General features: G+C 34.7%; 22 protein-coding genes. 10 read left to right on the top strand and 12 right to left on the bottom strand.

Translation table 11 applies throughout. From position 1 onward, the window contains the following. The 4 genes from H4J57_RS04250 to H4J57_RS04265 all read right to left on the bottom strand — a co-directional run bounded on the left by H4J57_RS04250 (position 1) and on the right by H4J57_RS04265 (position 4,729). Positions 1-1,599: a TIGR03016 family PEP-CTERM system-associated outer membrane protein gene (locus H4J57_RS04250; RefSeq protein WP_182242065.1), complete on the bottom strand. Its 1,599-nt coding sequence runs from the start codon at positions 1,597-1,599 to the stop codon at positions 1-3. Next, on the bottom strand, positions 1,565-2,437 hold the full coding sequence (locus H4J57_RS04255) for an XrtA-associated tyrosine autokinase (protein ID WP_182242066.1): 873 nt from the start codon (positions 2,435-2,437) through the stop codon (positions 1,565-1,567). The genes H4J57_RS04250 and H4J57_RS04255 overlap by 35 nt, the downstream gene beginning before the upstream one ends. Then, positions 2,434-4,032: an XrtA system polysaccharide chain length determinant gene (locus H4J57_RS04260; protein WP_182242067.1), complete on the bottom strand. Its 1,599-nt coding sequence runs from the start codon at positions 4,030-4,032 to the stop codon at positions 2,434-2,436. Before H4J57_RS04260 ends, H4J57_RS04255 begins: the two co-directional genes overlap by 4 nt. Before the next feature lie 61 nt (positions 4,033-4,093). After that, positions 4,094-4,729: an XrtA/PEP-CTERM system exopolysaccharide export protein gene (locus H4J57_RS04265; RefSeq protein WP_182174160.1), complete on the bottom strand. Its 636-nt coding sequence runs from the start codon at positions 4,727-4,729 to the stop codon at positions 4,094-4,096. Positions 4,730-4,942: 213 nt separating this feature from the next. Here H4J57_RS04265 and H4J57_RS04270 point away from each other — a divergent pair, with 213 nt between their 5' ends. From H4J57_RS04270 to H4J57_RS04300, 7 genes are read left to right on the top strand one after another with little or no spacing between them, the layout of a single operon-like run. After that, on the top strand, positions 4,943-6,346 hold the full coding sequence (locus H4J57_RS04270) for a TIGR03013 family XrtA/PEP-CTERM system glycosyltransferase (RefSeq protein WP_182174157.1): 1,404 nt from the start codon (positions 4,943-4,945) through the stop codon (positions 6,344-6,346). A gap of 42 nt (positions 6,347-6,388) precedes the next feature. Then, the gene (locus tag H4J57_RS04275) at positions 6,389-6,913 is read left to right on the top strand and encodes a serine acetyltransferase (RefSeq protein WP_310733700.1); all 525 of its coding nucleotides are present in this window, start codon (positions 6,389-6,391) and stop codon (positions 6,911-6,913) included. Then, positions 6,910-8,091, top strand: a complete 1,182-nt coding sequence (locus H4J57_RS04280; RefSeq protein ID WP_182242068.1) for a glycosyltransferase family 2 protein — start codon at positions 6,910-6,912, stop codon at positions 8,089-8,091. The genes H4J57_RS04275 and H4J57_RS04280 overlap by 4 nt, the downstream gene beginning before the upstream one ends. Next, positions 8,088-9,251: a hypothetical protein gene (locus H4J57_RS04285; RefSeq protein WP_182242069.1), complete on the top strand. Its 1,164-nt coding sequence runs from the start codon at positions 8,088-8,090 to the stop codon at positions 9,249-9,251. The genes H4J57_RS04280 and H4J57_RS04285 overlap by 4 nt, the downstream gene beginning before the upstream one ends. Then, positions 9,251-10,234 carry a polysaccharide deacetylase family protein gene (locus H4J57_RS04290; protein ID WP_182242070.1) on the top strand — a complete coding sequence of 328 codons (984 nt, stop codon included), beginning with the start codon at positions 9,251-9,253 and terminating at the stop codon, positions 10,232-10,234. Before H4J57_RS04285 ends, H4J57_RS04290 begins: the two co-directional genes overlap by 1 nt. Positions 10,235-10,264: 30 nt before the next feature. Then, entirely contained in the window at positions 10,265-11,323 is a 1,059-nt protein-coding gene (locus tag H4J57_RS04295; protein ID WP_182242071.1) for a glycosyltransferase, read from the top strand. Beyond that, the gene (locus H4J57_RS04300; protein ID WP_182242072.1) at positions 11,313-12,443 is read left to right on the top strand and encodes a glycosyltransferase; all 1,131 of its coding nucleotides are present in this window, start codon (positions 11,313-11,315) and stop codon (positions 12,441-12,443) included. The genes H4J57_RS04295 and H4J57_RS04300 overlap by 11 nt, the downstream gene beginning before the upstream one ends. 25 nt (positions 12,444-12,468) lie before the next feature. Here H4J57_RS04300 and H4J57_RS04305 read toward each other — a convergent pair whose 3' ends face one another. Then, positions 12,469-13,905 carry an oligosaccharide flippase family protein gene (locus H4J57_RS04305; protein WP_182242073.1) on the bottom strand — a complete coding sequence of 479 codons (1,437 nt, stop codon included), beginning with the start codon at positions 13,903-13,905 and terminating at the stop codon, positions 12,469-12,471. Positions 13,906-14,078: 173 nt separating this feature from the next. Here H4J57_RS04305 and H4J57_RS04310 point away from each other — a divergent pair, with 173 nt between their 5' ends. The 3 genes from H4J57_RS04310 to H4J57_RS04320 all read left to right on the top strand — a co-directional run bounded on the left by H4J57_RS04310 (position 14,079) and on the right by H4J57_RS04320 (position 17,446). Beyond that, positions 14,079-15,164, top strand: coding sequence for a hypothetical protein (locus tag H4J57_RS04310; RefSeq protein ID WP_182242074.1), 1,086 nt, complete (start codon positions 14,079-14,081; stop codon positions 15,162-15,164). A gap of 115 nt (positions 15,165-15,279) precedes the next feature. After that, a complete protein-coding gene (locus H4J57_RS04315) occupies positions 15,280-16,218 on the top strand; it encodes a glycosyltransferase (RefSeq protein ID WP_182242075.1) in 939 nt (312 codons plus the stop codon). A gap of 46 nt (positions 16,219-16,264) precedes the next feature. After that, positions 16,265-17,446 carry a CDP-glycerol glycerophosphotransferase family protein gene (locus H4J57_RS04320; RefSeq protein ID WP_182242076.1) on the top strand — a complete coding sequence of 394 codons (1,182 nt, stop codon included), beginning with the start codon at positions 16,265-16,267 and terminating at the stop codon, positions 17,444-17,446. A gap of 521 nt (positions 17,447-17,967) precedes the next feature. On the opposite strand, the gene H4J57_RS04325 is transcribed toward H4J57_RS04320, so the two are convergent. The 7 genes from H4J57_RS04325 to H4J57_RS04355 are packed head-to-tail and all read right to left on the bottom strand — an operon-like array spanning position 17,968 to position 25,506. Continuing rightward, positions 17,968-18,798 carry a hypothetical protein gene (locus H4J57_RS04325; protein WP_182242077.1) on the bottom strand — a complete coding sequence of 277 codons (831 nt, stop codon included), beginning with the start codon at positions 18,796-18,798 and terminating at the stop codon, positions 17,968-17,970. A 48-nt stretch (positions 18,799-18,846) separates the two neighbouring features. Then, positions 18,847-19,641 (bottom strand): hypothetical protein, encoded by a 795-nt coding sequence (locus H4J57_RS04330; RefSeq protein ID WP_182242078.1) that lies wholly within the window; start codon positions 19,639-19,641, stop codon positions 18,847-18,849. A gap of 9 nt (positions 19,642-19,650) precedes the next feature. Then, entirely contained in the window at positions 19,651-21,576 is a 1,926-nt protein-coding gene (gene asnB, locus H4J57_RS04335) for an asparagine synthase (glutamine-hydrolyzing) (protein WP_182242079.1), read from the bottom strand. A gap of 34 nt (positions 21,577-21,610) precedes the next feature. After that, the gene (locus H4J57_RS04340) at positions 21,611-22,030 is read right to left on the bottom strand and encodes an adenylyltransferase/cytidyltransferase family protein (protein ID WP_070375132.1); all 420 of its coding nucleotides are present in this window, start codon (positions 22,028-22,030) and stop codon (positions 21,611-21,613) included. Between the two features lie 14 nt (positions 22,031-22,044). After that, positions 22,045-23,457, bottom strand: a complete 1,413-nt coding sequence (locus tag H4J57_RS04345) for an O-antigen ligase (RefSeq protein WP_259366792.1) — start codon at positions 23,455-23,457, stop codon at positions 22,045-22,047. Between the two features lie 47 nt (positions 23,458-23,504). Beyond that, positions 23,505-24,578 (bottom strand): GNAT family N-acetyltransferase, encoded by a 1,074-nt coding sequence (locus H4J57_RS04350; protein WP_182242080.1) that lies wholly within the window; start codon positions 24,576-24,578, stop codon positions 23,505-23,507. Further along, positions 24,568-25,506 carry a glycosyltransferase family 2 protein gene (locus H4J57_RS04355; RefSeq protein ID WP_182242081.1) on the bottom strand — a complete coding sequence of 313 codons (939 nt, stop codon included), beginning with the start codon at positions 25,504-25,506 and terminating at the stop codon, positions 24,568-24,570. Before H4J57_RS04355 ends, H4J57_RS04350 begins: the two co-directional genes overlap by 11 nt. Between the last annotated feature and the right edge of the window lie 29 nt (positions 25,507-25,535).

The following is a 25,535-nucleotide window of genomic DNA, read 5'->3' on the forward strand; positions in this document are numbered from 1 at the left end:
CTAAAAACCTTTACTGAATTTGAGGGTGATTCTGTCTTCCTCATAATTGAATGATTGCGTCGTAGAACTGCGGTTAAGATGGCTTACACCTAATTTAACAGTTAGTTTACTATTTAAGGATTTGTCATATTCAAGACTATAACGTCGGTAGCGGTCTTGACGGCCATTTTCTTGCCCAAGTAAAAAGTGGGTGTCAGTATATTCAAGGATAAAATTTATATTTGATTTACCACTCACTTTGCGTTTAATCGCAAACGATGCCTTTTTATTTTCATCTTGGGTACGGGTATTTAAATTTTCACGGGTCAGTTTTGATAGCGCTACGCTGAAAGTGGTTCGCGGTAGTGCTAATTCTGAAGACCACAGTAACTCTTTGTTTAATGAAAGACCAAAATCTTCCACTAAAACAAAATCATTTAAGTTGACTAGCTGATAATTATCAAAATCGATATTATCATTATTATTGACAAAACAACTTGAAGAGTCAGCTATGTCGCCTTGTGGACACCAAAAGCTACCTAAGGCGACACTTTCATAATTATTACGGGTGAATGCTTTAACCTCTTCGACATAAGTAATGGTATTGGTTAAGCGCTTGTTTTTATGTTCAAAATCAAATCCATAACTTTCACCATAAAATCGTTGGCCGTAATCAATTGTTAAGGTCGTTCTTTGACTAGGCTCCCAGCGAATTGTGGCCGCAGCATAGTCTTGTTGTTCATTGCCATCGAGGTCTAGCTGAGTACCAGTAGGTGTGTTATAAGATAGGTCTAATAGGAGCCTAGGGCTTATTAACCAGCGTAAGCCGCCACCATAAGAGTCTGACTCAAGTGATGAACTATTATTAACAAGATCACCTTCATTAGTTTCATCATAATATCGTATAAACGGGGTTATCTTATAACCCGTAATCAAACCGATTTTAACTTCGCCTTTAAATAACTGTCCGTCTCGGCCTTGATTAGTCGCATCAGAATATTCAGATGACGCATCCCAATATACATTTCGAGCAGCAGAGCCATTTTCGCTCAAAAACTTTACCGCATAGCCTTCTCGTTCACCTATACCGTCTTGTGATTTAGTCGTTTGGTATTGAATACCCGAACCAACAATAAAATCACTATTATTAATCGTGTACTGAAAACCACCCGAATAATTTTCAACTCTAATGGTGTCACCAGAAACAATATCGGCAAGCGCATTACTGGAATTATTACGTGCTTGGTTTGATATTGCAGCACTACCGATTAAAGTAAGTCCTTTAGGACCTAACTTTAAGCGAAAAGAACTGTTCAATGTATGATAGTCATCATCGGTATCATGGTCATGGCTGTACATTGCATAAAGACTTTTTGCATCAAAGGTAAAATCTAATTTGTTTGATGAAAACAGCGTACTTAATTCAACACCTGTTTGACTAACTAAACTTGCTGTTGTGTCGTTAACAGATAAATTAACATTATCAGTATAGGTTTCATCAATAATTAACTGTGGTGTAAACTGCCATTCCCCTGCGAAAGTATTTGCAGATAAAATGGCAAAGATTGCTGCAGCTAATACTGTCTTATTTAGTGCCGTATCCATAACCATAATAGCCATACATATCCTTGTGAGATCTGATTGCTTTGTTTAGCACTAAACCCAGCGCTAAATCTTCGTTGAGGTTTTCTGTCGCTTTTTCAATATCTGCTAAGAGCGTTTTTGATTCTTCAACTACGACCAGCGCTTGGCCCATTAAGTTGGCTAAGACCATCGTTTCTGTAACGCCAATTAACGGTGGGCAGTCAAATATTACAATACGGTCAGGGTAGCGCTCTGCGAGTTCTTTAGCTAAAGACTCCATACGGTCACTGGCGAGCAATTCATTAGAAAGATGATGAGGTTCACCTGCAGGTATTATTTTAAGCTTATCAATATTGGTACTGTAAATTATTTCAGAGATATCCTGCTTCTCACCCAGCAAGTATTCAATCAAGCCAGGGACTTGCTTAAAGCCTAATTCTCGATTTATGCTTGGGCGCAAAACATCGGCGTCAATTAATAACACTGTTTTATCTTGTTCTAAAGCAATACTGAGCGCTAAGTTAATTGAAATAAAAGTTTTACCTTCATTTGGTTTAGAGCTACTTATCATAACCAAATTACTGTTTTTAAGCGTTTTAGAGCCTGAGCCAAAGGCATTGTTTAAGAGCTTACGTTTAATTTGACGAAACTCATCTTTAATACTTTTTCTGGTACCGTTATCGATTAAGAAACCACGACTTTCAAGATCATTTTTATTAAGCACTAAAACATCATTATTTTCATAATCTACTGAAACTGTCGAGCTTTCAACGGCTTTAGTTGGTTTATCAATCGTTACACTTTCAGTAACAACCGGTGTTTTGTCTTGTTGAGCCATCTTTTGTTTAGCGAGTGCTTTTTCTATGGTACTCATAAATTAAAAATCCTATGTATTGGCGCTTGTATTGCATCCGGAAATAACGAATAAGCGATAAAAAAGCATAATATTAAAATTAATAAGCTGTTAGAGACAAAAAACAGTATTGTTTTACGTTTATCTTTACGTTGTAAACCTATATTTTCAGTAGCCGAAACAATACCAAAAATAGGAATACCCGTTGTCCGAGCTACTTGGCTGCTCGAAGTTACAACAGGGTTAATTTGACTGAATAAAAAGGAAAGTCCCAATCCAACACCTACCCCTAAAAAGGTAACCACTACATAAAACAGGTACCTTTTAGGACCAGCAGGTTGTAAAGGTGCACGAGGAGGATCAATCACTTTGAAATTTATTTTACTGGTTGTTTCGTTAGCAGACTGACCTATTTGTGCTTTCTCTTTACGTTCAAGCAAATCTTCATATTGCTTTTTAGTAATATCGTAGCCACGATTAAGCGCCACTAATTCTGCTTCGATTTCAGGTAATGTATGAATTTTGTTTTCAAGATCCCTGACAGTATTTCTGTAATTATTAGCTCTTACTTCCATTGAAGCAACTTGTCCTTCAAGTTGATTCACTTGAATTTGAATATCTTGAATTACCGGGTTCTGACTCACTGGAGTGTAGTCATTACCTGCTTCATTACTGCTCGTTAGATACTGTTCAATTTCATCATCTCTTTGCTTTGATAAATGCTCAAGGCGACGTTGAACTTCTTTCACATCAGGATGTTGCTCGGTATATCTAAGCTGTAGTGAATCTAATTGTCCTTCTAACTCAGCAATACGGTCATCAAAAGTCGTTTTTATGCTATTCGAGTCAACAATATTATTTTGCTGATTAGAGTCTGACGTTGAAGATTGCGTCAATTTAGCTTTTGAACCAGCTAATTGTGTTTTTGTTTCTAGCAAAATCAGTTCAATAGTTTTTAATTGTTCTTTTGAGTTATTAAGCTTTTGGTAATAACCACCGTACTGGTTAGGCAGCACTTCACTGTATTTCTGTTTAAAATTAGTTAACCTTGCTTCGTCTTTTAATAAGCGATTTTCGTATTCATTGATTTGGCTATCAAGAAATTTTTGTGCAGAATCAGAATCCCGACGATTTTCACCTCGAGTCGTTTCAATAAACACAGTAATAACCGCTTGCACAACATCACGTGCCATTACTGGGTCTTTATCAGAAAACGTGATATTGAAAATGTTTTGTCTTCTGCCACCAGTCTTTTTAATTGAAATACCCTTCGTTAATCGTTCAATTAAGTTATTAAATTCTTGCGGAGTATTAGCTTGAACATCTAGATCGGTCATCCGAGCAATACGCTCTAAATTTGGGCGATTGAGCAATGTTTTTACCATTAAACCGATTTGTTCATCAGGATTCGACTCAACCGTCATTCCTTTTAATAAAGGGCCTAAAATAGATTGAGTATCAGCAAATACCCGCGCTTCTGATTCATAACTATCTTGTAGCTGTGAAACGGCAAACCAACCTAAAGGGCAAATAAGCCAAGTAGCAATCATAAGGTAGCGGCGTTTTATCCACATACCTTTTAAATAATCTAAAATTTGTTCAAGTATTTCTTGCATTCCTGACCTCTAAATACAGGCGATTAATAAAATAGGTGATTGTTTTCTTATTTAACTAAAACTAAAACCAAGTTTCAGGGATAACAATTATATCACCTGGCAAAACGTCAACGTTAGCCGCTATCTCGCCATTCTTAATTAAGTCTTCAATATAAATTTCATATTGTTTTTGTTCACCATTTTCCACTCTGACTAAAACAGCATCATTACCATCAGCAAATTCAGTTAAGCCACCGACCTGAATCATTACGTCGAGTAACGTCATTTGCTGAATATAATTGATTGACTTAGGTTCTGCAGCTTCACCAATAACACGTATTTGCTCACTAAATGGGCCAACAAAATTATTTACGGTTACGGTAACTACGGGTTCTCTCAGGTAAGTTGCTAGAATTTCTTCAATAGTTCGAGCGAGTTCGGTAGGTGTTTTGCCTGATACAGGTATATCTTCAACTAAAGAGGTTGTTATCATTCCGTCGGGACGCACAACAAATGTGCCTGAAACTTCAGGGTTACGCCATACGAATATATTAACAACATCACCGGCACCAATTAAATATTTATAAGAGCTAACATCAACCGTATTCGATTGGTGTATGGTTGCGGGTGGTAAGGTTAATGTACTACAACCTGAAATAACATAAGCTATAGTTAGTAGTATTGCCGTTTTTAGTTGACCGAGCATATTCTTTTCCATGGTTATAACCTTCTTTATACATCGAATTTATTAAATTGATACTAAGCTATCTGATTGTATGTGATTTTTACAAAGGTTGCACAACATTTAATAGGTGTAAAAAACTTATGATTATTGCTATTATCTTACACGCTTATGTTTTGGGTGTTTTTTACTAAAAATAATAAATGAGCAAGTTGAATCTATTAATAATAAAGGGAATAATTAATTCATATGTCTAGCCCAAAGTTTCGAGATCTATCTTCGGGTAGTAAATCTTTAGTTATTATTGAACTGATTTTTTTCGCTGGTTCGTTATTATTGACCGTCTATTTAAATAGCTTGTTTTTATTTGTTGAGCATCAAAACATACCTACTAATTTATTGGCTATTTGCGCGATTGTTTTCGCTCTAATGGTACAACTATCGTTATTAGCACTAGGCTTATATAACTCAAAGCTGCGTGAAAATTATCGTGGTATTGTCAGGCGTTTGCTTGTTTCAGTAGCGATTGGCTTCTTTATTGTCACCTTAATTAATCCCTTATATGGTCAACACGCTTTAAAAATTGAATTACTTGCACTGGCGGCATTATTTAGTCTTATTATTGATAGTGCTTTTCGTTATTTTACCCTGCAAGTCGACTTTTTTGGTTTTAGTAAAAGAGTCGTATTAGTGCTTGGCGCCGGTGATCGAGCCTCTATTATCGAAAAACGTATGCGTCGAGATGTCGATAGGCAAGGGTTTTACATGCACGGCTTTGTTATTATGCCAGGTGACACCGAAACAGGCATAGTCAACGAAAACCGTATTGCATTAGAAGGTTCTCTGGTTAATTATGCGCTAGAGCATGGTATCGACGAAATTGTTGTTGCTAGTGATGAACGTCGTGATAATTTGCCAGTTGATGAACTTTTTGCCTGTAAAATACGTGGCGTAGAAATTACCGAAATTCTCGATTTTATCGAACGTGAAACAGGCCAAATTGCCGTAAACCTTATTTATCCAAGTTGGGTGATCTATTCAAATGGTTTTGCTTCAGGCAACCATTTACGCAATACCTTAGATTGGGTTTTTAACGCGGCTATTGCTATTGCTTTAACCTTAGTTACTTGGCCAGTTATGCTAATAACAGCCATTCTTATTAAATTAGACGAAGGCATGAAAGCCCCTATTTTTTATCTGCAAGAGCGCGTTGGCTTAGATGGACAAGCTTTTAATATTTATAAATTTAGAAGTATGCGTATTGACGCCGAAAAAAATGGTGCTCAAATGGCCTCTGAAAATGATGATCGCACCACGAGTATTGGTAAATTTATTCGTAAATATCGTGTCGACGAATTGCCACAAATTTTAAATGTAATACGTGGCGATATGGGTTTTGTTGGCCCTCGTCCTGAACGTCCTGAATTTGTTCAGCAGCTTATTAAAAACTTACCTTACTACAACGAACGTCATAATGTTAAGCCAGGCTTAACAGGCTGGGCTCAATTGAAATACCCATACGGTTCAACAGAAGAAGATTCATTAGAGAAGCTTAAATATGACTTGTATTATATTAAGCACCGTAGCTTTATGTTGGACTTATTAATTTTAATTAGAACCGTTGAAATTGTTTTGTTTGGTAAAGGAAGATAACGTTATGACGGGCTATGACCAAACTTACATTGGATACGATCAGTGAATACACTTTTCTCTTTAATTAAAAGCGATTTCATTCGTAAACGCGCTATCTATATCGAAGATGGCGCTCAAATATCGTTAATAAGAGTCATGCTAACTGATGGCAGTAGTGCGAACGTGATCCATAGGTTAGCTTTTGCATGCGCAAGGACAAAAGTATTATCGCCATTTGCATTGCTATTTCAGCACATCAATCGTATTTATAACGGTTGCAGTATAGGTACCAAAGCTAATTTTGCCGATGGACTTGCTTTAATGCATCCCATTGGTGTCGTGATTAATTCAAAAGTAGTTGCAGGAAAGAATATCACCATAGAAAGTGGTGTTGTTATTGGCGATGAAAAAGGTTTATCCCCCTCACTTGGCGATAATGTATTTATTGGGGCGGGTGCAAAAATAATCGGAAATGTTACCGTTGGCAATAACGTAAAAATTGGTGCTAATGCTGTTGTTGTTAAAGACATTCCTGATAATTGTACCGCTCTTGGTATTCCTGCTATAGCGAGGTTAAATGAAAGATGATCTTTCTTGAATCGTTGCTATTGCTTTCAATCTTTTTAGTTTTTTATACTTATTTATTTTATCCAATAATTTTGATGATATTGAGTGGTGCTCGCCAAATAGTAAAGGATACCTCTTTTGTATTATCTAAAGAAGAACGTAGGACAAGATCCGTTGAACTCCCTGAGGTAACGGTAATAATTGCGGCCTATAACGAAGAAAAATGCATAGAAGACCGCATCATAAACCTGCTAAACCTTAACTATCCAAAAGATAAGTTAAGGTTCATTATTGGCTCCGATGGTAGTACAGACAATACAAATAGTATCTTGAGTAAGTTTGATGAGCCAAATTTGGATATATTTTGTTTTGATAAAAATCGAGGGAAAATTAATGTTCTTAATGAATTAATGACAAATGTTAGCTCGCCGATATGTGTTTTTTCTGATGCCAACACCATGTTTGATAAAGATGCCCTAGAACATTTAGTTACTCATTTTGAAAGTCAGAAAATTGGTGCCGTATGTGGTGAATTACATTTGATTGATCCATTTTCTGGTGATAACAAAGATAATCTTTATTGGAAATATGAGCAGGCTTTGAAATTCCATGAATCAAGGTTAAATGCTTTGTTAGGCGCTAATGGAGCTATTTATGCCATTAGAACGGATATGTATATTCCCTTACCAACAGATACTATTATTGATGATTTTTGTATCGTAATGAATATTGCACAGAAAGGTTATTCAGTTATTTATGCTCCTGAAGCTAAAGCGATAGAAGAAATTGCACCAGATTTAGCCGAAGAGTCTTCTCGACGAATTAGGATTGGTGCAGGAAATTATCAAGCAATGATGCGACTAGGCTGGCTGCTCAATCCTATGGAAGGATATAGATTTTTTTCCTACGTAAGTCATAAAGTTTTACGTTGGTTTGTACCCCATTTAATGGTAATAATTTTAACGTTAAATGCCATACTGGCGACTAATGAAGAATTTTATAGATATTTATTATTACTACAGGTTATCTTTTATAGTGCAGCTATCGTTGGGATGAAAATGAAATCAGGCAGTGGCTTGATATTCAAAGTTCTTCAGCTTTTAGCGTTTTTTGTATCAATGAACTTCTCTCTTTTAAGGGGATTCATTAAATTTTTAAATAAAAATCTATCTGCTACTTGGGAGAGCACATCCAGATGATTATATCGTTACTTTTTTTATTATTTATTATATTTTTATTTATTATCGTTGTTAGAAAAAAGGAAATGCAGACTTGGCTTCCTACCTATATCAAACAACAACTGTTTTCTTCAAATAAATATGATGGCCCAAAGCACGTTATGTTTTGTTTTGTTGACCACTATGAACCGCAATGGAAAAACAGAGACAATATCGATATTGAACGAGAAAGAGTAGACCGCTGGATGGTTGACTATCCCAAAATGGCTGGGCAATTTACAGATGCAGATGGTGTGCATCCGCAACATTCATTCTTCTACCCTGAAGAAGAATATAGAAAAGAACATTTAGATAAATTGTCTGACTTATGCGCTCAAGGATATGGCGAAATAGAAATTCATTTACATCATGAAAACGATACGAGTGAAAATCTGAGAAGCACACTCACAAATTTCGCTGACTTACTGCATAAAGAGCACGGAGCCTTGAGTATCGACCCTGAAACGGGTAAGCCCTCTTATGCTTTCATTCATGGTAATTGGGCGCTTGATAACTCTCACGCTCACGGCCATTGGTGTGGTGTAAACGACGAACTTATCATACTTAAAGAAACTGGCTGTTATGCTGATTATACTTTTCCATCACCAGATACTACACAACCAGCAATGGTTAATTGTATCTATTATGCAAAAGATGATGCTGAAAAACCTAAATCCTATAACAAAGGTAGACCAGTAATAAAAGGAGGAACTTTCTGGGGTGATCTAATGATCATTCAAGGTGTACTTCAATTGAACTGGAAAAATAGAAAATTTGGCTTGATCCCTAAAATTGAACAATCAGATGTTAGAAATACACTGCCACCTACAAAGGAGCGAGTAGACATGTGGGTTAAGCAAAGCATTCACATTAAAAATAGGCCTGATTGGATTTTTATAAAAGTGCATACACATGGCACTCAAGAAGCCTCTATGGAAACACTTTTAGGCGAACCGATCAGAGAAATGCATCAACATTTGAATGAAAAGTACAATGATGGAGAAAACTACTTTCTTCATTATGTAAGTTCACGCGAAATGTACAATATTATAAAGGCAGCAGAAGCTTGTAAAAAGGGTGACCCGAACGAATATCGTGACTTTGTTCTGGCTAAGCCATCCTTTAAAAAGAGTCTGCATTAATGCTGGCTCGGATATTAAGGAAGCTGGAGAGCTTTCTAGGAGCCGATAGCATTCGATGGTCTAACATCCCTGACGGAATATATAGTTTTAATTTTCATCGAATTGGTAATTGGAAGAAAACACGTTTTGATCCGTGTGTTTTTTCCTGTGATAGTGATAAGTTGGATGACTTAATTGTTTTTTTTAAGAAAGAATTTGACATCATTTCTATTGCCGAAGCAGTTGAATTAGCGAAAAAAAGCTCTCAAAAAATTCATGGTAAATATTTAGTTATTACTTTTGATGACGGCTATAAAGATAACTACACTAAAGCATTTCCTATTTTGAAACGTCATAATGTGCCCGCCTGCTTTTTTATTGCGACTAGTTTAATTGGTAATAATAAATTACCTTGGTGGGACAGAATTGCTTATAACTATAAGACAAATAAATTCAAATCAATTAAGCTTTCCAGTTGGGCGACAACCGTAAAATATAAGGGTGACGATAAGGAATTCGTAAGAGATATTCTAGCCGCTACTAAAATCAGCTTAGATCCTATTGAAGTGCAATTAAAAGAAATAGAAAAATTATTTCCTCTAGAAGGAGAGCTTCCTACCCAAGAATTTTTATCATGGGAAAATCTTGCCGAAATGATTTTACATAATATGGATGTAGGCGCACATTCACATAATCACGAAATACTTGCTAATCTTTCTCAAGACGAAATCATTTATGAATTAACACATTCTAAAATGTTAATAGAGCAAAACCTACCCTATAAAGTCAATTCTTTTTCATACCCTGTAGGGAGTCAAGGCACTTATAATCAAAGTGTTACTAAAGCACTTTTTGATTGTGGCTATGACATAGCGTTTAATTTTCAACCGGGAATCAACGTAAATATTGATGAGAACCGATATGACTTAAGACGATTTTCTATTGAGCCCTCTACGACCATTCATTCCCTTAAAAATATGCTAAGTTACGCTAAAACGTATTAAGCTTTAATGATAAGTGACTATATTAATAAAATGAAAATACTTCATTGTATCAGCAGCTTACAAGTGGGAGGAGCAGAGAAACTCGTTAAAAACTTGTCAGTGGCTCAACAAGAGTCGGGTCAAAACGTTGCTATATTATCATTTGGTAAAACAACAGATGAATTTCAGAAAGTATTAAGTCAATCAAAAGTAAAAGTACACAACATTGCCGGGAACTTACTTAAACGACAAATACAGATTATAAAACTCATCAATCACTTTGATGTTATTCATATACATTCTCCCGCTGTTATTCGAGCATTCTTATTGGTTTTCCCTTTTCTTTTGCTAAAGAAAGTTATTTACACCATACACGGTGAAGTATCACCAAATCTCCAAGGCATTAAAGTATCCCATCGCGTAGCCCGTTGCTATGTTAATCATACCTTTGCTGTTTCTGACAAAACCAGGTTGAAAGCCGGTGAACTTTTTTCCTGGCCTAAAGATAACATTAAAGTGATTAAGAATGGTGTATCACTACCGCTAAAAAGCATAGATAAAACGGACAAGCTCAAATTAACTTTAGGTACAGTTTCTAGATTAATTCCGTTAAAAAAGATAGAAGACCTCGTTAAATGTATCGGGGAGTTCAACCTGTATGATCAAGTAGACCTGAAAATATTTGGCGACGGTCCAGAAAGAGAAAAACTAGAAACCTTGGTTAATCACCTCAATTTAAATAACAGCATTCAGTTTATGAATAATGTTATTGATGAAGCCCAAATTTACCCACTAATTGACTGCTTAATTATATGCTCTGAAACCGAGGGTTTACCTATGGTTTTACTTGAAGGTATGGCTTATGGTATTCCCTGTATTAGTACGCGCGTTGGGGCTATTCCAGATATAATAGAAGCAAGTGATTGTGGCTTTTTATTTGACACCAGCAATTTAGCGCAATTAGCTGGACATATTAAAGTGGTGTCTCAAAACAAAAGCGTACTTGAAGCAAAGGGCTTGAACGGTAAAGAATATATAACAAAGTACTTTGCTATTGAAAATATCGCAAATGCTTATCAAGAATATTATGGAAACCTCAATGCCAAATAAGCAACAGAATAAAAGAATCTTATTTTTCTCTAATTTGTTTCCATTGCCTTGGGAGCCTACCAGAGGACAATTTAATCTTCAGCAAACAGCCCACATGGAAGAAAATGCAGATATATCATATTTAATTCCCGTACCTATTTTCACGTGGTTGAAACAAGTCGTGCTTGGGCGTAAATATTACGACAAGAAAAACTATTGCCTGTTCCCTTTCTTTTATATTCCGGGAGTGGCTCGTTCACTTCATCCTTTGTTTATGTTGTTGTCTATAATCGTTAGTGTTAAGCCCCTATTTTGGTTTGCCAAGCACAAATACGTTTTAGCGAGTTGGGCATACCCAGAAGGTGTAACCGCTGCAATGTTAAAACAAATTTTTAGCTTTCAACTGACTATTGATTGTTTAGGTAGTGATGTTAACGTACATAGTTTGTGTCCGAAAAGAAAAAAGCAATTGTCGTTCGCTTTTAATCGAGCAACAACCGTTGCGACCAAAAGCAAAGCCTTAGCGATAAAAGTGCTTGAAATATCCCCCCAAGCAAATGTGCAAACGATTTATAATGGCGTAAACTTTGAAAAGTTCAATATTGCTAAAAAGCCAGATACTAATAAATACAATCTGCTCTTTATTGGTAATTTGATCAAAACCAAAGGCGTATTCGAATTATTAATAGCAGCTAAAAAATTAGCGAATGAAAAGGTCGACTTTGAATTGTCGATTATAGGCAGTGGGCCTGAAGAAAGTCATTTAGCATCATATATTGTAGAAAATGATTTAAGTGCCTCGGTAAAGTTAATTGGCGGTGTTCCACATGAACAACTTGACCAATGGTTTGCAAGGTCTCACGCACTCATATTACCGAGTTATAGAGAAGGGGTACCCAATGTTATTATGGAAGCACTTGCTACAGGCACTGCAGTTGTGGCGACTAAAGTGGGCGGAATACCTGAAGTTATTACTCATAAAGTCAATGGTATATTACTGAATGACTATCAGTCAGACTCTATTTATAAAGGAATAAAGCAGGTAATGGCTGAAATTTGGGTTAGTGAAAGTATCCTTAAATCTGTAGAAAATTACACATGGGAAAATACGAGTAAACAATTTTTGCAAACATTTTCCTGAATCCCTCGTACCGCTCTAATATTCTTTAGAATACTTTTTTCACTGCGGCGTGTAAGTTTAACAATATGGATTTATATGTTGGAGATAAGTAGAATAACAAAAGTGTCCATATAAGTATGAAAGAGACGACAGCTATAAATACGACATAAATATCCTCTACTATTTCATGTTGCCAAAAAATCGATAAAATAAAGAATGGGATATTACTTAAAATAGCAATGATAAATGGTTTAGATAAATAACTAACATAATTGTATGCTGTAATATCTAATTTTTTAATTATGGCAAACGATAGTATTAAAGTAATAACCTCCGCCAGTAAGATAGCAAAAGCCACCCCATTTATTCCATAATCAAAAGCTAATGTTACCCCAAGGACTAAGGTGATTTTATTAGCAACAATAAATTTCAAAGCAAGGTTTTCATGTCCTGAAGCAACTAAACCCATTCGTATAAAAATAACGGGAATTGTAAACATACTCGCAAGCGCTAATAAGGAAGCTACAGGTACTGAATGCCCCCACTGCACACCAAACATATAATAAATTAAATTAGGTGAAATAAGGCATATAGCTAACAGTGACGGCCAAAAAACCAGAAGCCCCTGTTGCATATGACTTAATATCGTATCATTTAAAGGCTCATTATTTCTTACCTTTTTCGTATAATGAGGAAATGCAGCAGTCCCTAGAGCTGGTAATAAAACGTGTAAAATAATCTTTGGTAAGCTCTTTCCTTTGTCATAAAATGCGGCAAAATTTAAACCAAAATATTTACCAATTATTAAGGGAATGAGAAGTTCTTGAATTCGTGACAAAGAACTCATAAAAGACATTTTCATTCCAAAACTTAAAATAGGTTTATATTTTTTTAAACTTATTTTAAAAACAAAGTCATCCCAAATAGTCCACATCATTAGAATTATCTGCATAAAAGATTTTAGAACATTCGATATAGCAATTGCAAATATTCCAAAATCTAAATAAATAAGGAGCATTACGCTAATAAAGAATAGCGTTTCAGACGCTATATTTATAATGGCTAAATTCTTGAACTTTTCTTTTCGTTCTATTAGCCCTGTCGCTACAATATGGAATGGGCTAGTGATTATTGATATGCTTATTATATAAACAATATCCGTGATTTTTTGATTTCCGTAGGCACTACCAATAAATTCCGCTAATGCAAAAAGGATCAAGAATAAAGCGGTAGACGTAATTATAGATAAAGTAAAAACAGCTGATTTCTTTGTATCGTCGAGGAGAGGTTCTCTAATAAGGTAGGTGGTATAGCCAAAGTTTTTAAACATGGTGATTAACACAATTGATGAAACTGCTACAGCGAGTATCCCTAACTCATCAGGGGTTAATAAGCGACTTATCACCATAGAAGATACTAAAAAAACTAAAAATGACACAAAGTTGTCAATAAAAGTGAAGGTAAAGTTTCGTTTGAGGCTCATTGTAAGTATCTTTATATTTATTTTATAATATTTAAAGGGGGAATAGGCTCTGAAGCTAAAAAATAGAACATTTAACGCTTAGTCTAAAAGCTGATATAACTAAGTGAATCAAGTTGACTTTGCTATTCTATCTTATTAATCTACTTAATCTATTTATTTATATAACAAATTTTATGAAAGATATTAAAAGTATATCTGTCGCAACACTTGGCCCTTCAATAGATCATCAAAAAAGTCTTCTTGCTATGCTGTCTAATGGGGTTGGATCGGTAATTACTTTACCTGACTCACACAGCTTTTATAACATCGATTCTGCCCCTTCTCGATTTAAAAAAATAATTGGTAAAGTCTGGAAGCCAGATAACAAAGCATATTTAGAAATGATTTGTCAAAAGCTTGATGATAGTTCTACAGATGTGATAATTGGTTATTGGGGAACTAACCCTATTTCAGATTTATTCTCTATTAAAAAACTTCGACCGCATATTAAAGTTGTTTTAATGGTGCTCTGTCATCCGATGTCGTTAAATAATTTGGGGATCAGACGTCAAAACTTTATGATGCAACGAGCTACGGCAAGCTTGGACGGGATTATCTATCCAAGTATCAATATGGCTGAATATTTCAATAAAACTATATACAAAAAAAAGATGCCGTGTGAAGCCATTATACCACCGTGTTGGCCACAAGCATTTCAAGCAAAAAAAAATGCACGGGAGTTAAAAGATGAATCGAATATTGTATTTATTGGACGTACAGATTTATCTGGTAAAACTGTTCATTTAGCGGATGATGTTCGCCCTCTCATGAACTCTATTCTGGCTCAGGGTATTGATTTGTATCATGGTGAGTCGAAAGAAACTAATGACAATAACCTGCATAGAAAAGCTTTTAAACCAATGGAACAGAAAGCGCTTATTGAGACAATGAGTTATTATGATGCAAGCCTTTTAGCTTATAATACAGAAGCTTGTAAAAATGATTTACGCTTTCATTTAACGGTACCAGATCGTTTAATTACTAGCGTTTCCGCGGGTATTCCAATTGCCATTCCATCTGAAGGTTATGGTGGCGCAAAAAGTTATCTAAAAAATTACCCTGCTATATTTGAATTCGACTCAGCTTGCCACTTAAAATCTATGTTAGCCGACAGAAGCCACGTCCGTGAGCTTAAAAATATTGCATGGGAAGCTAGAGAACGCTATACCGCTGAAAAACAGGGTGATAAACTTAACTCTTTTATTATGAGCTTAATGTAAATAGAACCTATTTTTCAATGTCAGGTTTGGCTTGATATATTTTTGGTTAAAATATGTGGCGTACTTATCGTTATGCTTTAATGAAGTCTCTAATTAATTTTTAGGTAGGAAAATAATGTCTCAGGAATTAATCACTGTTGTTATCCCTTTTTATAAAGGGGAAAAATACCTAGAAAAAACCATCGATAGTATATTGCAGCAAACTTATCCAAATTTTGAAATACTAATAATAAATGATGGTAGTCCAGCTGCTTCAAACAACTATTTTGAACAAATAGCTCAAAAAGACGAACGTATTGTCGTATTCCATAAAAACAATGGTGGCGTAGCATGTGCTAGGCAGTTTGGTATCGAAAATGCTAAGGCAGAATTTATCGCCTTTTGCGATCAAGATGATTTATGGTTACCAGAGAAGCTTTCAAAACAAATGCCTTTATTCGAAAACAGTAACGTCGGCTTAGTGTATTGTGGAGCAATTGAAGACCATATAGCGAGTGGTAGGCAGGTAGAACTTCCATTCTTTGATATATATAAAGGAAAAATATTTACGCCGCTGACAAAGAAAAATGAAATAGTAAGTTGTACTGCGATCGCCCGTAAATCATTGCTTTTAGAAGTAGAAGCTTTTGATAAAGACATTGAACTTATGGGAGTTGATGACTGGTTAGCTTGGCTTAAACTGTCATTAGTTTGTGACGTTGATTTTGTTGAAGAGTATTTGGCAATACATGTCTTTCATGAACATAACTACTCCTCTAACAATGCTCAAATGTATAAAGCAGAGCTAGTCTGTTTAGCAAAGATTAAGCCATTTGCATCACATTATTCAGAAAGCAAAGAAGTAGATTACAAACATGTAGAGAAAAATATTCATTTACGCTATGCCGAGGCATTTATTTTCAATGGTGACTTTTCTCTCGGAGCTGATGCATTATTACTTGCAGCACAATCAGGTAATAATATTAAATTAAAATTAAAAGGATTGTTTTTTAAATGGTGTCCGGTTTTGTTACTTACTTTACTTCAAAAAACTAAGCGAATAGCTTCATCATAAGTTCACTGTTAAAGTGTGAAGATCTATTTATATTAAGGAAACATAGGTGAGTAAACTAAAAAAATTGTTAACTTTGCTAATAAAACTATTTATCTTTAGCTGTGCTCAATTAGTGCCTAAGAAGAAAGATCTTTGGGTCTTTGGCGCGTGGTACGGTCAACGTTATAGTGACAACCCTAAAGCCTTTTTTGAGTATATTAACGAAAATCAGAAACATATTAAGGCTGTATGGATTACTAAAGACCAGGCTATTGTTGATCAATTAAGAGAAAATGGCCATATAGCCTATTTAGATAAGGGGTATAGCGGCTTATGGATGCAATTAAGAGCAGAGTTCGCCTTTGTTTGTCAATCGTTACACGATGATCTTTATCCTGCTTGTATAAGTAAAAAAACAAAAGTTGTGAATTTATGGCATGGCCTGCCGTTGAAAAAAATAATGTATGATGTTTTTGGTGAGCAAACCGTTGAAAAAAATATTGTCGGTAGGTTATTTGACTTTCTTTCACCTTATGAGAGAATCAGAAATGATTACTTATTGGCGACCAGTACTGAAACACAAAATACCTTATCGAAAGCCTTTCGGTTACCTAAAGACAGAGTTATAATTACTGGGTTTCCACGTAATGATGTTTTTTTAAAAGAAAAGAAAAAAGCCATTAAGTCGGTATATAAATGTATATACATGCCGACTTTTAGAGGCGGTATTGGCACAGAGTGTGACTTATTTGCACAATATGGCTTTGATGTTGAGCAGATAGATGGAACTTTGAAGGAAAATAATATTGACCTTGTCTTGAGGATGCATCCAGTTAATAAACCACCAGAATACCTTATTAATGCGATTAAAAACTCAAGCCATATCACTATTGACTCTACTGCTGATATATTTGACTCAATAGCAGATTATGATTGCATGATTACGGATTATTCTGGTGGGTATTTTGACTTCATGCTTACCGGAAAACCTATACTATTCGCACCTTTTGATTTGGAAAAATATAAGCAACAAGAGCGTGATTTGTATTATAAATATGAAGATGTAACAATCGGACCTTATTCATATTCATGGCCTGAACTGATAACAAGAATAATTGAGGTGCGAAGCCAACAGTTAAGCGCTAATTATGAAGTATGTTATGAGCAATTAACCAATTTATTTCACACTCCTTTAGAACCAGAGTATAGATCATTTTCGGAAAAATTATTTTATAGTCTTTCCCATTAATTTTATTTATACATGTGACTTTTAGATAAGTTATAAACCAACATTGGAATGAATATACTTCCCTGCCTTTATTGATGGTAGCTCACCAACGAAAAAATTATATGAGGCTTTATATCTTTTATTTGCTGTTTAAGAAACGTTACAGTTCAATCTATATTTTTACTTATCCAGGTAATCCATTTTGATACCAGTATTGGGTGATATCTCTGATTAAAATCTTTTTTTCATCTATTATTTTGGCCAAGTTATAAAACTCGAAAAGTGGCATATTAATACCAGCTGCAATCCCTCCTAAATTATATAAAGATTTTCCTATCTTTTGAAAGCTCTACTTCAACAGCTTGGTTTTGATAATTTGACATTTAAATGCATTTGCACAATAACCTCAGCTTCGATCACTGAATAACAAAATGATCAAAGTTTTAATTGAATTAGGTGGCCAAAGTCATGTTGCACAGCATTCCTAGAAAAGTGATTTTAAACAAAAGGTTTGTACTAACGGCATTGCCTAGCCAACTACTTTAGTCAAAAACATAATCAAATTTATTGATTAAAAATTTTTCTTTATTGGCAACCAATTCTGCGGTTTCTTTATCATAATAAAAACTAGTAGGGTGAGCTCTGTTAGAAGTGTTTGCTTTTTCTTTCTTCGCTAAAGCCGGAGTTAGTGCTTTATGATAAGGGATATTCAATGAATTCAAAGTAAAGATAAAATCACTTTCTAAATTTTCTGTTTTTAAAATGCCATCAAGATTAAGTTTGATGTTTTCAAGAGTGTCAATACTCATAGACTCATCGAATAGGATTTGAAAGTCCTTTGCGAATAAGAAAAAGAATAAATAGGTATAAATTCCAGCAAAATTGGAAATAGTGCTAACACCATAGTCTTGAAAAAGATCAAATTTTCTTTCGGGAGCCAAGACTAACTTAATCCACTCTCTAAATCTTTCAGGATCGTTAGCGTTTTCATATAAACGTGCCCATTTATTACTGGGTCTACTTATTTCGCTTTTTGTTATGTTAGTAAGGTCATTAAAACAATATGGTATTTCTTGGTGACAATTATACTTTCGACCATTAGTAAAAAACTTAATTAGAGATTTCTTTTTACAACATTGATAATATGGACCACCTTTATTTAAACAGCTATAAGACCAATATGATAAATACCACTCCCATGGATTTCTAATAGATCCGATTACTTTCTTTCCTTGAAAGTCAAAGCTTTTCGATGGTCTGAAATGTTTACCTAACTGTTTAGTCTGGGGAAAATGCTCTAAGATTAATGACTCTAGGTATGTGCCACCTGTTTTTTGTAACTGCAAAAAAATAAACTCATTGTTTACTAACATACTATTCTCGTTAATTAATTTAAAAACATTAGATATTTTATTTTAAACCTAATACCCTGAGCGTGTACCTATTTGGGAAAACTCAATTTTAGTTATTATGTCATCATACTTTTGAGACAGTATACACCAAAATATTTGGCACTCAGGTTGGTCGTATTTAATACATGCTTCATAAACTTCTGTACAAAGCGACATTATTGAATTTTGAGTGGTTATATCGGCTGTTTTATAAACAATAACACCTGTGTTGGTAACTATATTGTCGTGTTTATAGCCATCAGCGAGTCGCTTGTTGATAAACTCAATAGTTGCGTCCATGCTTCGAGCATATCGTTCTTGACTCTTAGCTTCGTTTACTTCATCCCATACAGAATCTTTAAGCCTGGGTGTTTTCCTTATTAATATACCTTTATCACAAAGGCTTGTTAATTCCTCTATATTGTCGGAAATACGCCGACTATCCATATAAACAATGTAATCATGCTTAAATAGCTCTAAAAGAATCGTTGGATCGAGTTGAAGGAATTTAACCACTTTTGCATGCAATGATGAATCAATACTTTCACCATCTTTAACTTCTTTATCTAGATAGAAATATTGCCAACCTCTATAGATAATTTCTTTTTTTAGTTTTTTATTATTAGTAAAAAAAAAACAGTTGTTTTGTTTCAATGGAGTTTCTGGAATGACAGATACTATTTTTAACCAATCTAGAATTTTTATGGGAAGTACTGATTTTATTTTATATTTCACTAATCTGATGAAATCACCTAATGAATTAATTTGTCGTGGTTTATTAAATCTGGCCCCAAACCAACATGATATAATTACGGTATTTTTCATATTAACTCTCTATTTATTGGAAAGATAAGGTGAATAGATGTCACAAAAAGAAAACAAGTTTAAAACCATCCAAACTTTCATCGCTAGATTATGATTTTTTGCTAAGTCTTTATCATCTAATAAAGAAAGGACAAAAGTTGTATCAATCACTTGGTTAGCAATATTGTCTTTATCGGTTAGAATTTTCCTTGCTTGGTCAGCAAAACTACCGCCTAGCCATTTGTCTAAAGGTACAGGGAAACCCATTTTTTTACGATAAAGCACTTCATTAGGTAAGTATTTTTCACCCATCTTTTTAAGGATGTATTTAGGCGTGTCATGCACTTCTGAACTTTGGTCTGACAATTTGGTTTTAGCAAGGGTTTGGTCTTGTGCAGAATTCCATTTAAGCTTATATTTGTTAGGAATGCTAAAAGCAAATTCGACCAAGCGGTGGTCAACAAAAGGCACTCGCGCTTCTACCGACGTTGCCATTGTGGTGGTATCCACTCGAGATAATAGTCCTTGTAAATGCACCGTTTCGAACGTATACATCATTTTTGTTTGATAATCAGATGCTGCTACTTCGTTGAAGCTTTGCTCAAACCTTTGATTTAATGCTAACTCTATTGTTTGCCAGTCAACATTTTTTGCTAACAGGTTGTGCTTTAATACCGGTTTGGTATAGCTGTAATTATAAATAAAGTGCTCTAGTTCTGATGAGAAGTGCTGTTGACCATATTTTTTATCAAAAAGTGCAGCGGTCTCTGTTTTTTCTTTTAAAATATCTTGGTGAGTAAAGTCATCGGTCGAGCGAAAAATTCGGCCATAGCCGCCAAATATTTCGTCTGCACCTTCACCGGAGAGAACAACGGTAATATCTTTTTTAAGCTCTTTGCTCATTAAATATAAAGGTACCTCGTTCGGTACCGATAACGGTGCGTCTTTAAAAGCAACAAGCTTATTTAACGTATCAAAATACTCGGTCGCATCGATGTTTATTGCTTTATGGTCGGTTTGGTAACGTTTTGCGACACAATCAGCATATTCGAATTCGTTATAGCCTTCTTCTGAAAAACCTATGGTGTAAGTTTTAATTGGCTGTTTAGTATACTTTGCCATAATGGCGGTAATTAAACTTGAATCAACTCCACCAGAAAGATAAGCCCCAAAAGGTACATCTGATATCATTCGATATTTAACCGCTGAATCTAATAATTCATCTACACGCTTCAAATAATAAGCTTCACCTTTGTCTTCACTTTGGTCGACAAAATCTGCTAACTGCCAATATTTTTGTTGTGTAGTACCTTGCTTGGTAATATGTAGGTAACTACCAGGGGTAAGGTTTTGAATACCTTCAAAGAATGTTTCATCAAGTATTGAATAGCGATATGAAAAATAAGAAGAAACAGTTTTCTTATTTAGAGTGAATTTTTGTTTGGCTAAAGCCAAAATAGACTTTACTTCTGATGAAAAAATATAACTTTCATCATTTTTAAAATAAAATAACGGTTTAATTCCGAGGCGGTCACGTACTACGTAGGTGCAATCATGTTCCGATCTTTTATCAACAATAATGAAAGCAAACATGCCATTAAAGCGCTCAATACAGTCAATACCATAGTGGATATAAGACTTTAATAAAACTTCAGTGTCTGATTGAGAGGTAAACGAAACTCCCTCTTGTTCTAAAGTCGTTCTTAGTTCTTTAAAATTATAGATTTCACCATTAAATATGAGTGCAACTTTTTGGCAGTCAGAATACATGGGTTGATGGCCAGAATCCGATAAATCCATAATACTTAACCGAGTATGACCTAGCCTGTTACCATGGAACGCTTCAAAACCCATATCGTTAGGCCCACGATGAGCCTGTAGTGATAAGGCTGTTTGAAACTCGTCATTACTAATGTTTTTATTTATATCACCGATTGTTGCTAAAATGCCACACATACTATTCCCTGATTATTCTATTGAGTTAAGTCTTTTATTTGTCTTTACGAAGGTCTAATAAAACATTATTAATTAATGTAGAGGATGTACCTTTGGAATATGGAAAATAGACAACACGCACACCTTCTTCTTTAAATTTGTTATCGATTGCTTCCCATTTTTCACTTTTAAACCAATCATCACCGACAAACATAACGTCAAACTTTATTTTTTCCCACTGTGTAAATTTGTCCATATCTTCTTGAGGTATTACTGCATCGACATACCTACATGAGCGAACAACTTCCATTCTTTCTTCGAAAGATATAACCGATTTTTTATTTTTATAACTTACTAGCTCATCGGTCGTTACGCCGACAACTAATTTGTCGCACATAGCTTTTGCGTTACGTAGTAAATTAACATGACCAACATGAAATAAATCAAAAACGCCCGTTGTGTATCCTAGAATCATATCTTTTCCTTGTCTTATAAACCCATTTTAAGTGTGATATATACCGCTACAATTACAACCCAACAATATAACATGGAGCGAATAGCGATGTTAGTATTAAAGAATTTTTCAAGTTTTGGTTCTAATCTTACTAATCTAATATGGCTAGCTAGTGTCATACCAATAAAAATAAAGAGTAGTAAATGAAATGTTTTACTTAAAAAGAAGGCGGTTACCATAAACCCCACCATTGAGAAAAATAATGTTTGGTTTAAAGCGTATTCTCTATTTAATGTTTCACCATCAAGTTTTAACCTTTTTTCATTCTTTGTTGAGGCTAAATTGGATGATCGTCTGTTAGGTACAGATAAATTATCAAATTTATCTTCCTTTTTGTCTTTGTTTTTGAATTTTATAAAAGAATAGCTAACAATTACAGTAAAAACTAAAGCACCACCCCATAGACTATAACCAGGAATTCCTAACTCGCCAAGAATATGAATATATGAGTTGTGGGCAACTAAGCCATGGACTTCAACAAAATTACTTTTACCTACACCAAAAACAGGATTAGCAAACATCATTTGTATGCCATGGTACCATGCCTCTAAACGAGAATTAGCGGAATCATCTATATTACTTTGTAGTGAAGTTACTACTGTTGCTGCTATAGGTGCCAAAATTAAAGATGAGATGAAAAGCTTAGGCCCAGCATAAGCAACTAAGAAATAAACGCCCACTAATGATCCTGCCCCTAACATAGTGCCTCGTGAACCTGTTAGGTATATACCATATAATAACGCACTGAAACTTAATATCATGGATAGTTTTATCAGTGTCTTACCACTTTTGAAAAAATAAACAGTGAAGGGAATGCACATAACCAATAACATCCCAATGTCATTAGGATCAGAAAAAAAACCTAAATAGGTTATACGTCTTTCTCCTAAGTCAATACGACCAACGGAGTGAGAATATAGTGCCCAACCATCTCCCATATATGCGGTTTGCTGCACGTGCCCATTGTGAACCATGATTAAGGCAGCAATAAGGCATATATACATAAGAGCATGTTGTCGTTTAACTGATGTGATACAAGTGGTATATAGAAATAGAGGGATAAGTGAACTAGCAAATAAGTCTATAGCTTCATCCAAGCCTGTCATTCCAGAGTTGTTGAAAAAACCAGATAATATTATTAATGGAGCTAGAGCAAGTAACATCCAATGTTGAGGGTGGATTTTTATTGGGCGTTGCCCTATTAATGTTGCCAAAAAGCAGAGAATAGCTAGAATTTTTATTACAATCCACTCTCTAGTTCCAACAAACATTTCATGCGGGCGTATTAATACGGCTGCTGTATACAAAAATAATAAAACGAAGGCTAATGATGAGTTGTTATTTTCTTTTTGTGGGAATTGGTGTGCCATAGGTTTTATGAGATCCATTTTTCAGCGTATATATATAAATAAATTTTAATTGTTTAATAATACCGTTATTTAAATTTGTGTAATAATTTTTTTATTGTGGTGAACAGAATGTTCTTTATCTTACTCTTTTCAAATAAGGCCCGGTAAATTTTTTCAGGTTTATGGCTCGCGAAAGTACTTTTATAACTATCATTTAAGTCACTGCTCATAAAATCATAATTTTCAAATGGATTGTTTAGTATGCTCCAAATATGCAAGGAAAATCCTGGTGATAAATTAGCATGGTCTTTTTCATCCCATCCGCACTGATAAAAAAACAAGGTATTATGGTCGGTTAAATAATAATTTATTGCAATGGGCTTATGGTCAATCAGCATAACGCTTATTTTTACACTTTTACTTAATTGAAAAATTTCGTGAAACTTGATGAAGTCATCATGGAAGAAAGCACCAAGTTTGCCTTTTTTATTCCACCTTTGCTGGTGAAATAGAATTAACTGCTGCCAATATTTACCGTAATCTGACTCAGATACCCATATAAATTCCGTATTCAATTTTTCTAATTTATTTTTACAACTTTTCCACTTAGCTTTATTATTTTTACTTAATGTAAGTAGGTAATCTTGATTATTGGTTATTAAATATCGTTGTCCTGTGTTTGTAAACGTGGTTTTTTTAAAATTTGCTAATATCCGGTGCCAGTTTGAGTTTGGTAATAACGTATTGCAATACAAACTGTCAAATGTAAGTGATAGTATTTTATTTGCCAGCTCGTTATATATCGATTCAGTGTTATGAAGTAAAACAATATCCTGAAACTCTGATAAAACCTCACTTTCTTCCGGCTCACCTTGTCCTAAAGGTAATAATTTCGATATTGAAATGAGTGTTTTACTTGGTTGTATATATAATGGAGCAATCGCTACAAGTTTTTTATTTTCAAAACCAATGATAGTTTTTAACTGCCAACTTGGTTGCCAGTAAATTTTTATCCAGGTCATTATCCATTCTGGTGAACAAAATAGGTTACTTTCTGTTTCAAGTATTAGTTGTTGCCATCGGGCTATATGCTCTTTCAAGCATGTTATGTCTTCAACTAATAACCATTCTATTTTGTTTACGCGAGTATTATTGACCATGAATCGTATTGTATTCGTTATGTTTAATGCCAAAAAAACCTGCAATGGTACCCACTGAAGAGCATAGTCTGAATAATCCATCAACAAAGGTTGTTTTATTTAATGTAACGATACCTAACATACAATAGCCGATACCACGAACAAGCCTTATAGCAGACATCGCGGTGCAATATAAAACTGTCTTAATAAGTGAGTCTTCAAATAGGTGGCTTCTGGTAAAGCCAATGCCTGAACGAAAGCCCCTTTTCATAAACCATTTAACTGTAGCTCTAGATTTTGGAAACTCTTCTATAACGGCGGCGTTAGTATAAAAAGCGTTAAAACCCGCCTTTTGACACTTTAACGCAAAGTGATAATCGCTAGCACCTGTCATCGCAAACCTTTCGTCAAAAGCCGGGTTAACTTGTTCTAATACTTTACGAGATAGTAAAAGGTTGTTGGTATAAAAAACATTTACACTATCACCCTCAACTAAATTATTCTTTCCATAAATTAGGTCAATTGCCCAGCTTGGGGTGTCTTCTCCACCCATTGAAATTACATGGCTGGTAACAACATCAGCTTTATATTCCGCTTTTTTATCAAGTAATTTTTGTGCCCATTGGTCAGACTCTGGCCATTCGTCATCATCAATAAAGAAAAGGTTTTGTGAATCTGTTTTTAAAAACTCTTCAACACAGCGGTTCCTTGCGAAAACAATACCAGCAGATGATTCATGGAAGTAATGAATCGAATACTTACTTTTTTTTGCTATTTGGTTCACAACATCTACAGTGCTTTCTTCACCCGCGTTATCCACAACAAGTATATTTAATTCTATATCGTCAGACACTTTTTGTTTGATTAAAGACTTAAGTAAACGCTGTAACCACAAGGGGCGACGGCATGTGATGATTGCGATGGTTACTTGTGTTTTTTGTATAGACATATTTACTCTTATGTTTCTAAAATAAACTT

This window comes from Colwellia sp. BRX8-7, from assembly GCF_014077275.1.
Classification (GTDB): Bacteria; Pseudomonadota; Gammaproteobacteria; order Enterobacterales; family Alteromonadaceae; genus Colwellia_A.

Excerpts from the sequence above, each read along its gene's own strand:
- H4J57_RS04280 (WP_182242068.1), top strand. The coding sequence starts at position 6,910 with ATGATCTTTCTTGAATCGTTGCTATTGCTTTCAATCTTTTTAGTTTTT.
- H4J57_RS04300 (WP_182242072.1), top strand. The coding sequence starts at position 11,313 with ATGCCAAATAAGCAACAGAATAAAAGAATCTTATTTTTCTCTAATTTG.
- H4J57_RS04325 (WP_182242077.1), bottom strand. The coding sequence starts at position 18,798 with ATGTTAGTAAACAATGAGTTTATTTTTTTGCAGTTACAAAAAACAGGT.
- H4J57_RS04285 (WP_182242069.1), top strand. The coding sequence starts at position 8,088 with ATGATTATATCGTTACTTTTTTTATTATTTATTATATTTTTATTTATT.
- H4J57_RS04315 (WP_182242075.1), top strand. The coding sequence starts at position 15,280 with ATGTCTCAGGAATTAATCACTGTTGTTATCCCTTTTTATAAAGGGGAA.
- H4J57_RS04250 (WP_182242065.1), bottom strand. The coding sequence starts at position 1,599 with ATGGCTATTATGGTTATGGATACGGCACTAAATAAGACAGTATTAGCT.
- H4J57_RS04345 (WP_259366792.1), bottom strand. The coding sequence starts at position 23,457 with ATGGATCTCATAAAACCTATGGCACACCAATTCCCACAAAAAGAAAAT.
- H4J57_RS04265 (WP_182174160.1), bottom strand. The coding sequence starts at position 4,729 with ATGGAAAAGAATATGCTCGGTCAACTAAAAACGGCAATACTACTAACT.
- H4J57_RS04310 (WP_182242074.1), top strand. The coding sequence starts at position 14,079 with ATGAAAGATATTAAAAGTATATCTGTCGCAACACTTGGCCCTTCAATA.
- H4J57_RS04330 (WP_182242078.1), bottom strand. The coding sequence starts at position 19,641 with ATGAAAAATACCGTAATTATATCATGTTGGTTTGGGGCCAGATTTAAT.
- asnB (WP_182242079.1), bottom strand. The coding sequence starts at position 21,576 with ATGTGTGGCATTTTAGCAACAATCGGTGATATAAATAAAAACATTAGT.
- H4J57_RS04290 (WP_182242070.1), top strand. The coding sequence starts at position 9,251 with ATGCTGGCTCGGATATTAAGGAAGCTGGAGAGCTTTCTAGGAGCCGAT.
- H4J57_RS04340 (WP_070375132.1), bottom strand. The coding sequence starts at position 22,030 with ATGATTCTAGGATACACAACGGGCGTTTTTGATTTATTTCATGTTGGT.
- H4J57_RS04255 (WP_182242066.1), bottom strand. The coding sequence starts at position 2,437 with ATGAGTACCATAGAAAAAGCACTCGCTAAACAAAAGATGGCTCAACAA.
- H4J57_RS04350 (WP_182242080.1), bottom strand. The coding sequence starts at position 24,578 with ATGGTCAATAATACTCGCGTAAACAAAATAGAATGGTTATTAGTTGAA.
- H4J57_RS04270 (WP_182174157.1), top strand. The coding sequence starts at position 4,943 with ATGTCTAGCCCAAAGTTTCGAGATCTATCTTCGGGTAGTAAATCTTTA.
- H4J57_RS04295 (WP_182242071.1), top strand. The coding sequence starts at position 10,265 with ATGAAAATACTTCATTGTATCAGCAGCTTACAAGTGGGAGGAGCAGAG.
- H4J57_RS04260 (WP_182242067.1), bottom strand. The coding sequence starts at position 4,032 with ATGCAAGAAATACTTGAACAAATTTTAGATTATTTAAAAGGTATGTGG.
- H4J57_RS04305 (WP_182242073.1), bottom strand. The coding sequence starts at position 13,905 with ATGAGCCTCAAACGAAACTTTACCTTCACTTTTATTGACAACTTTGTG.
- H4J57_RS04355 (WP_182242081.1), bottom strand. The coding sequence starts at position 25,506 with ATGTCTATACAAAAAACACAAGTAACCATCGCAATCATCACATGCCGT.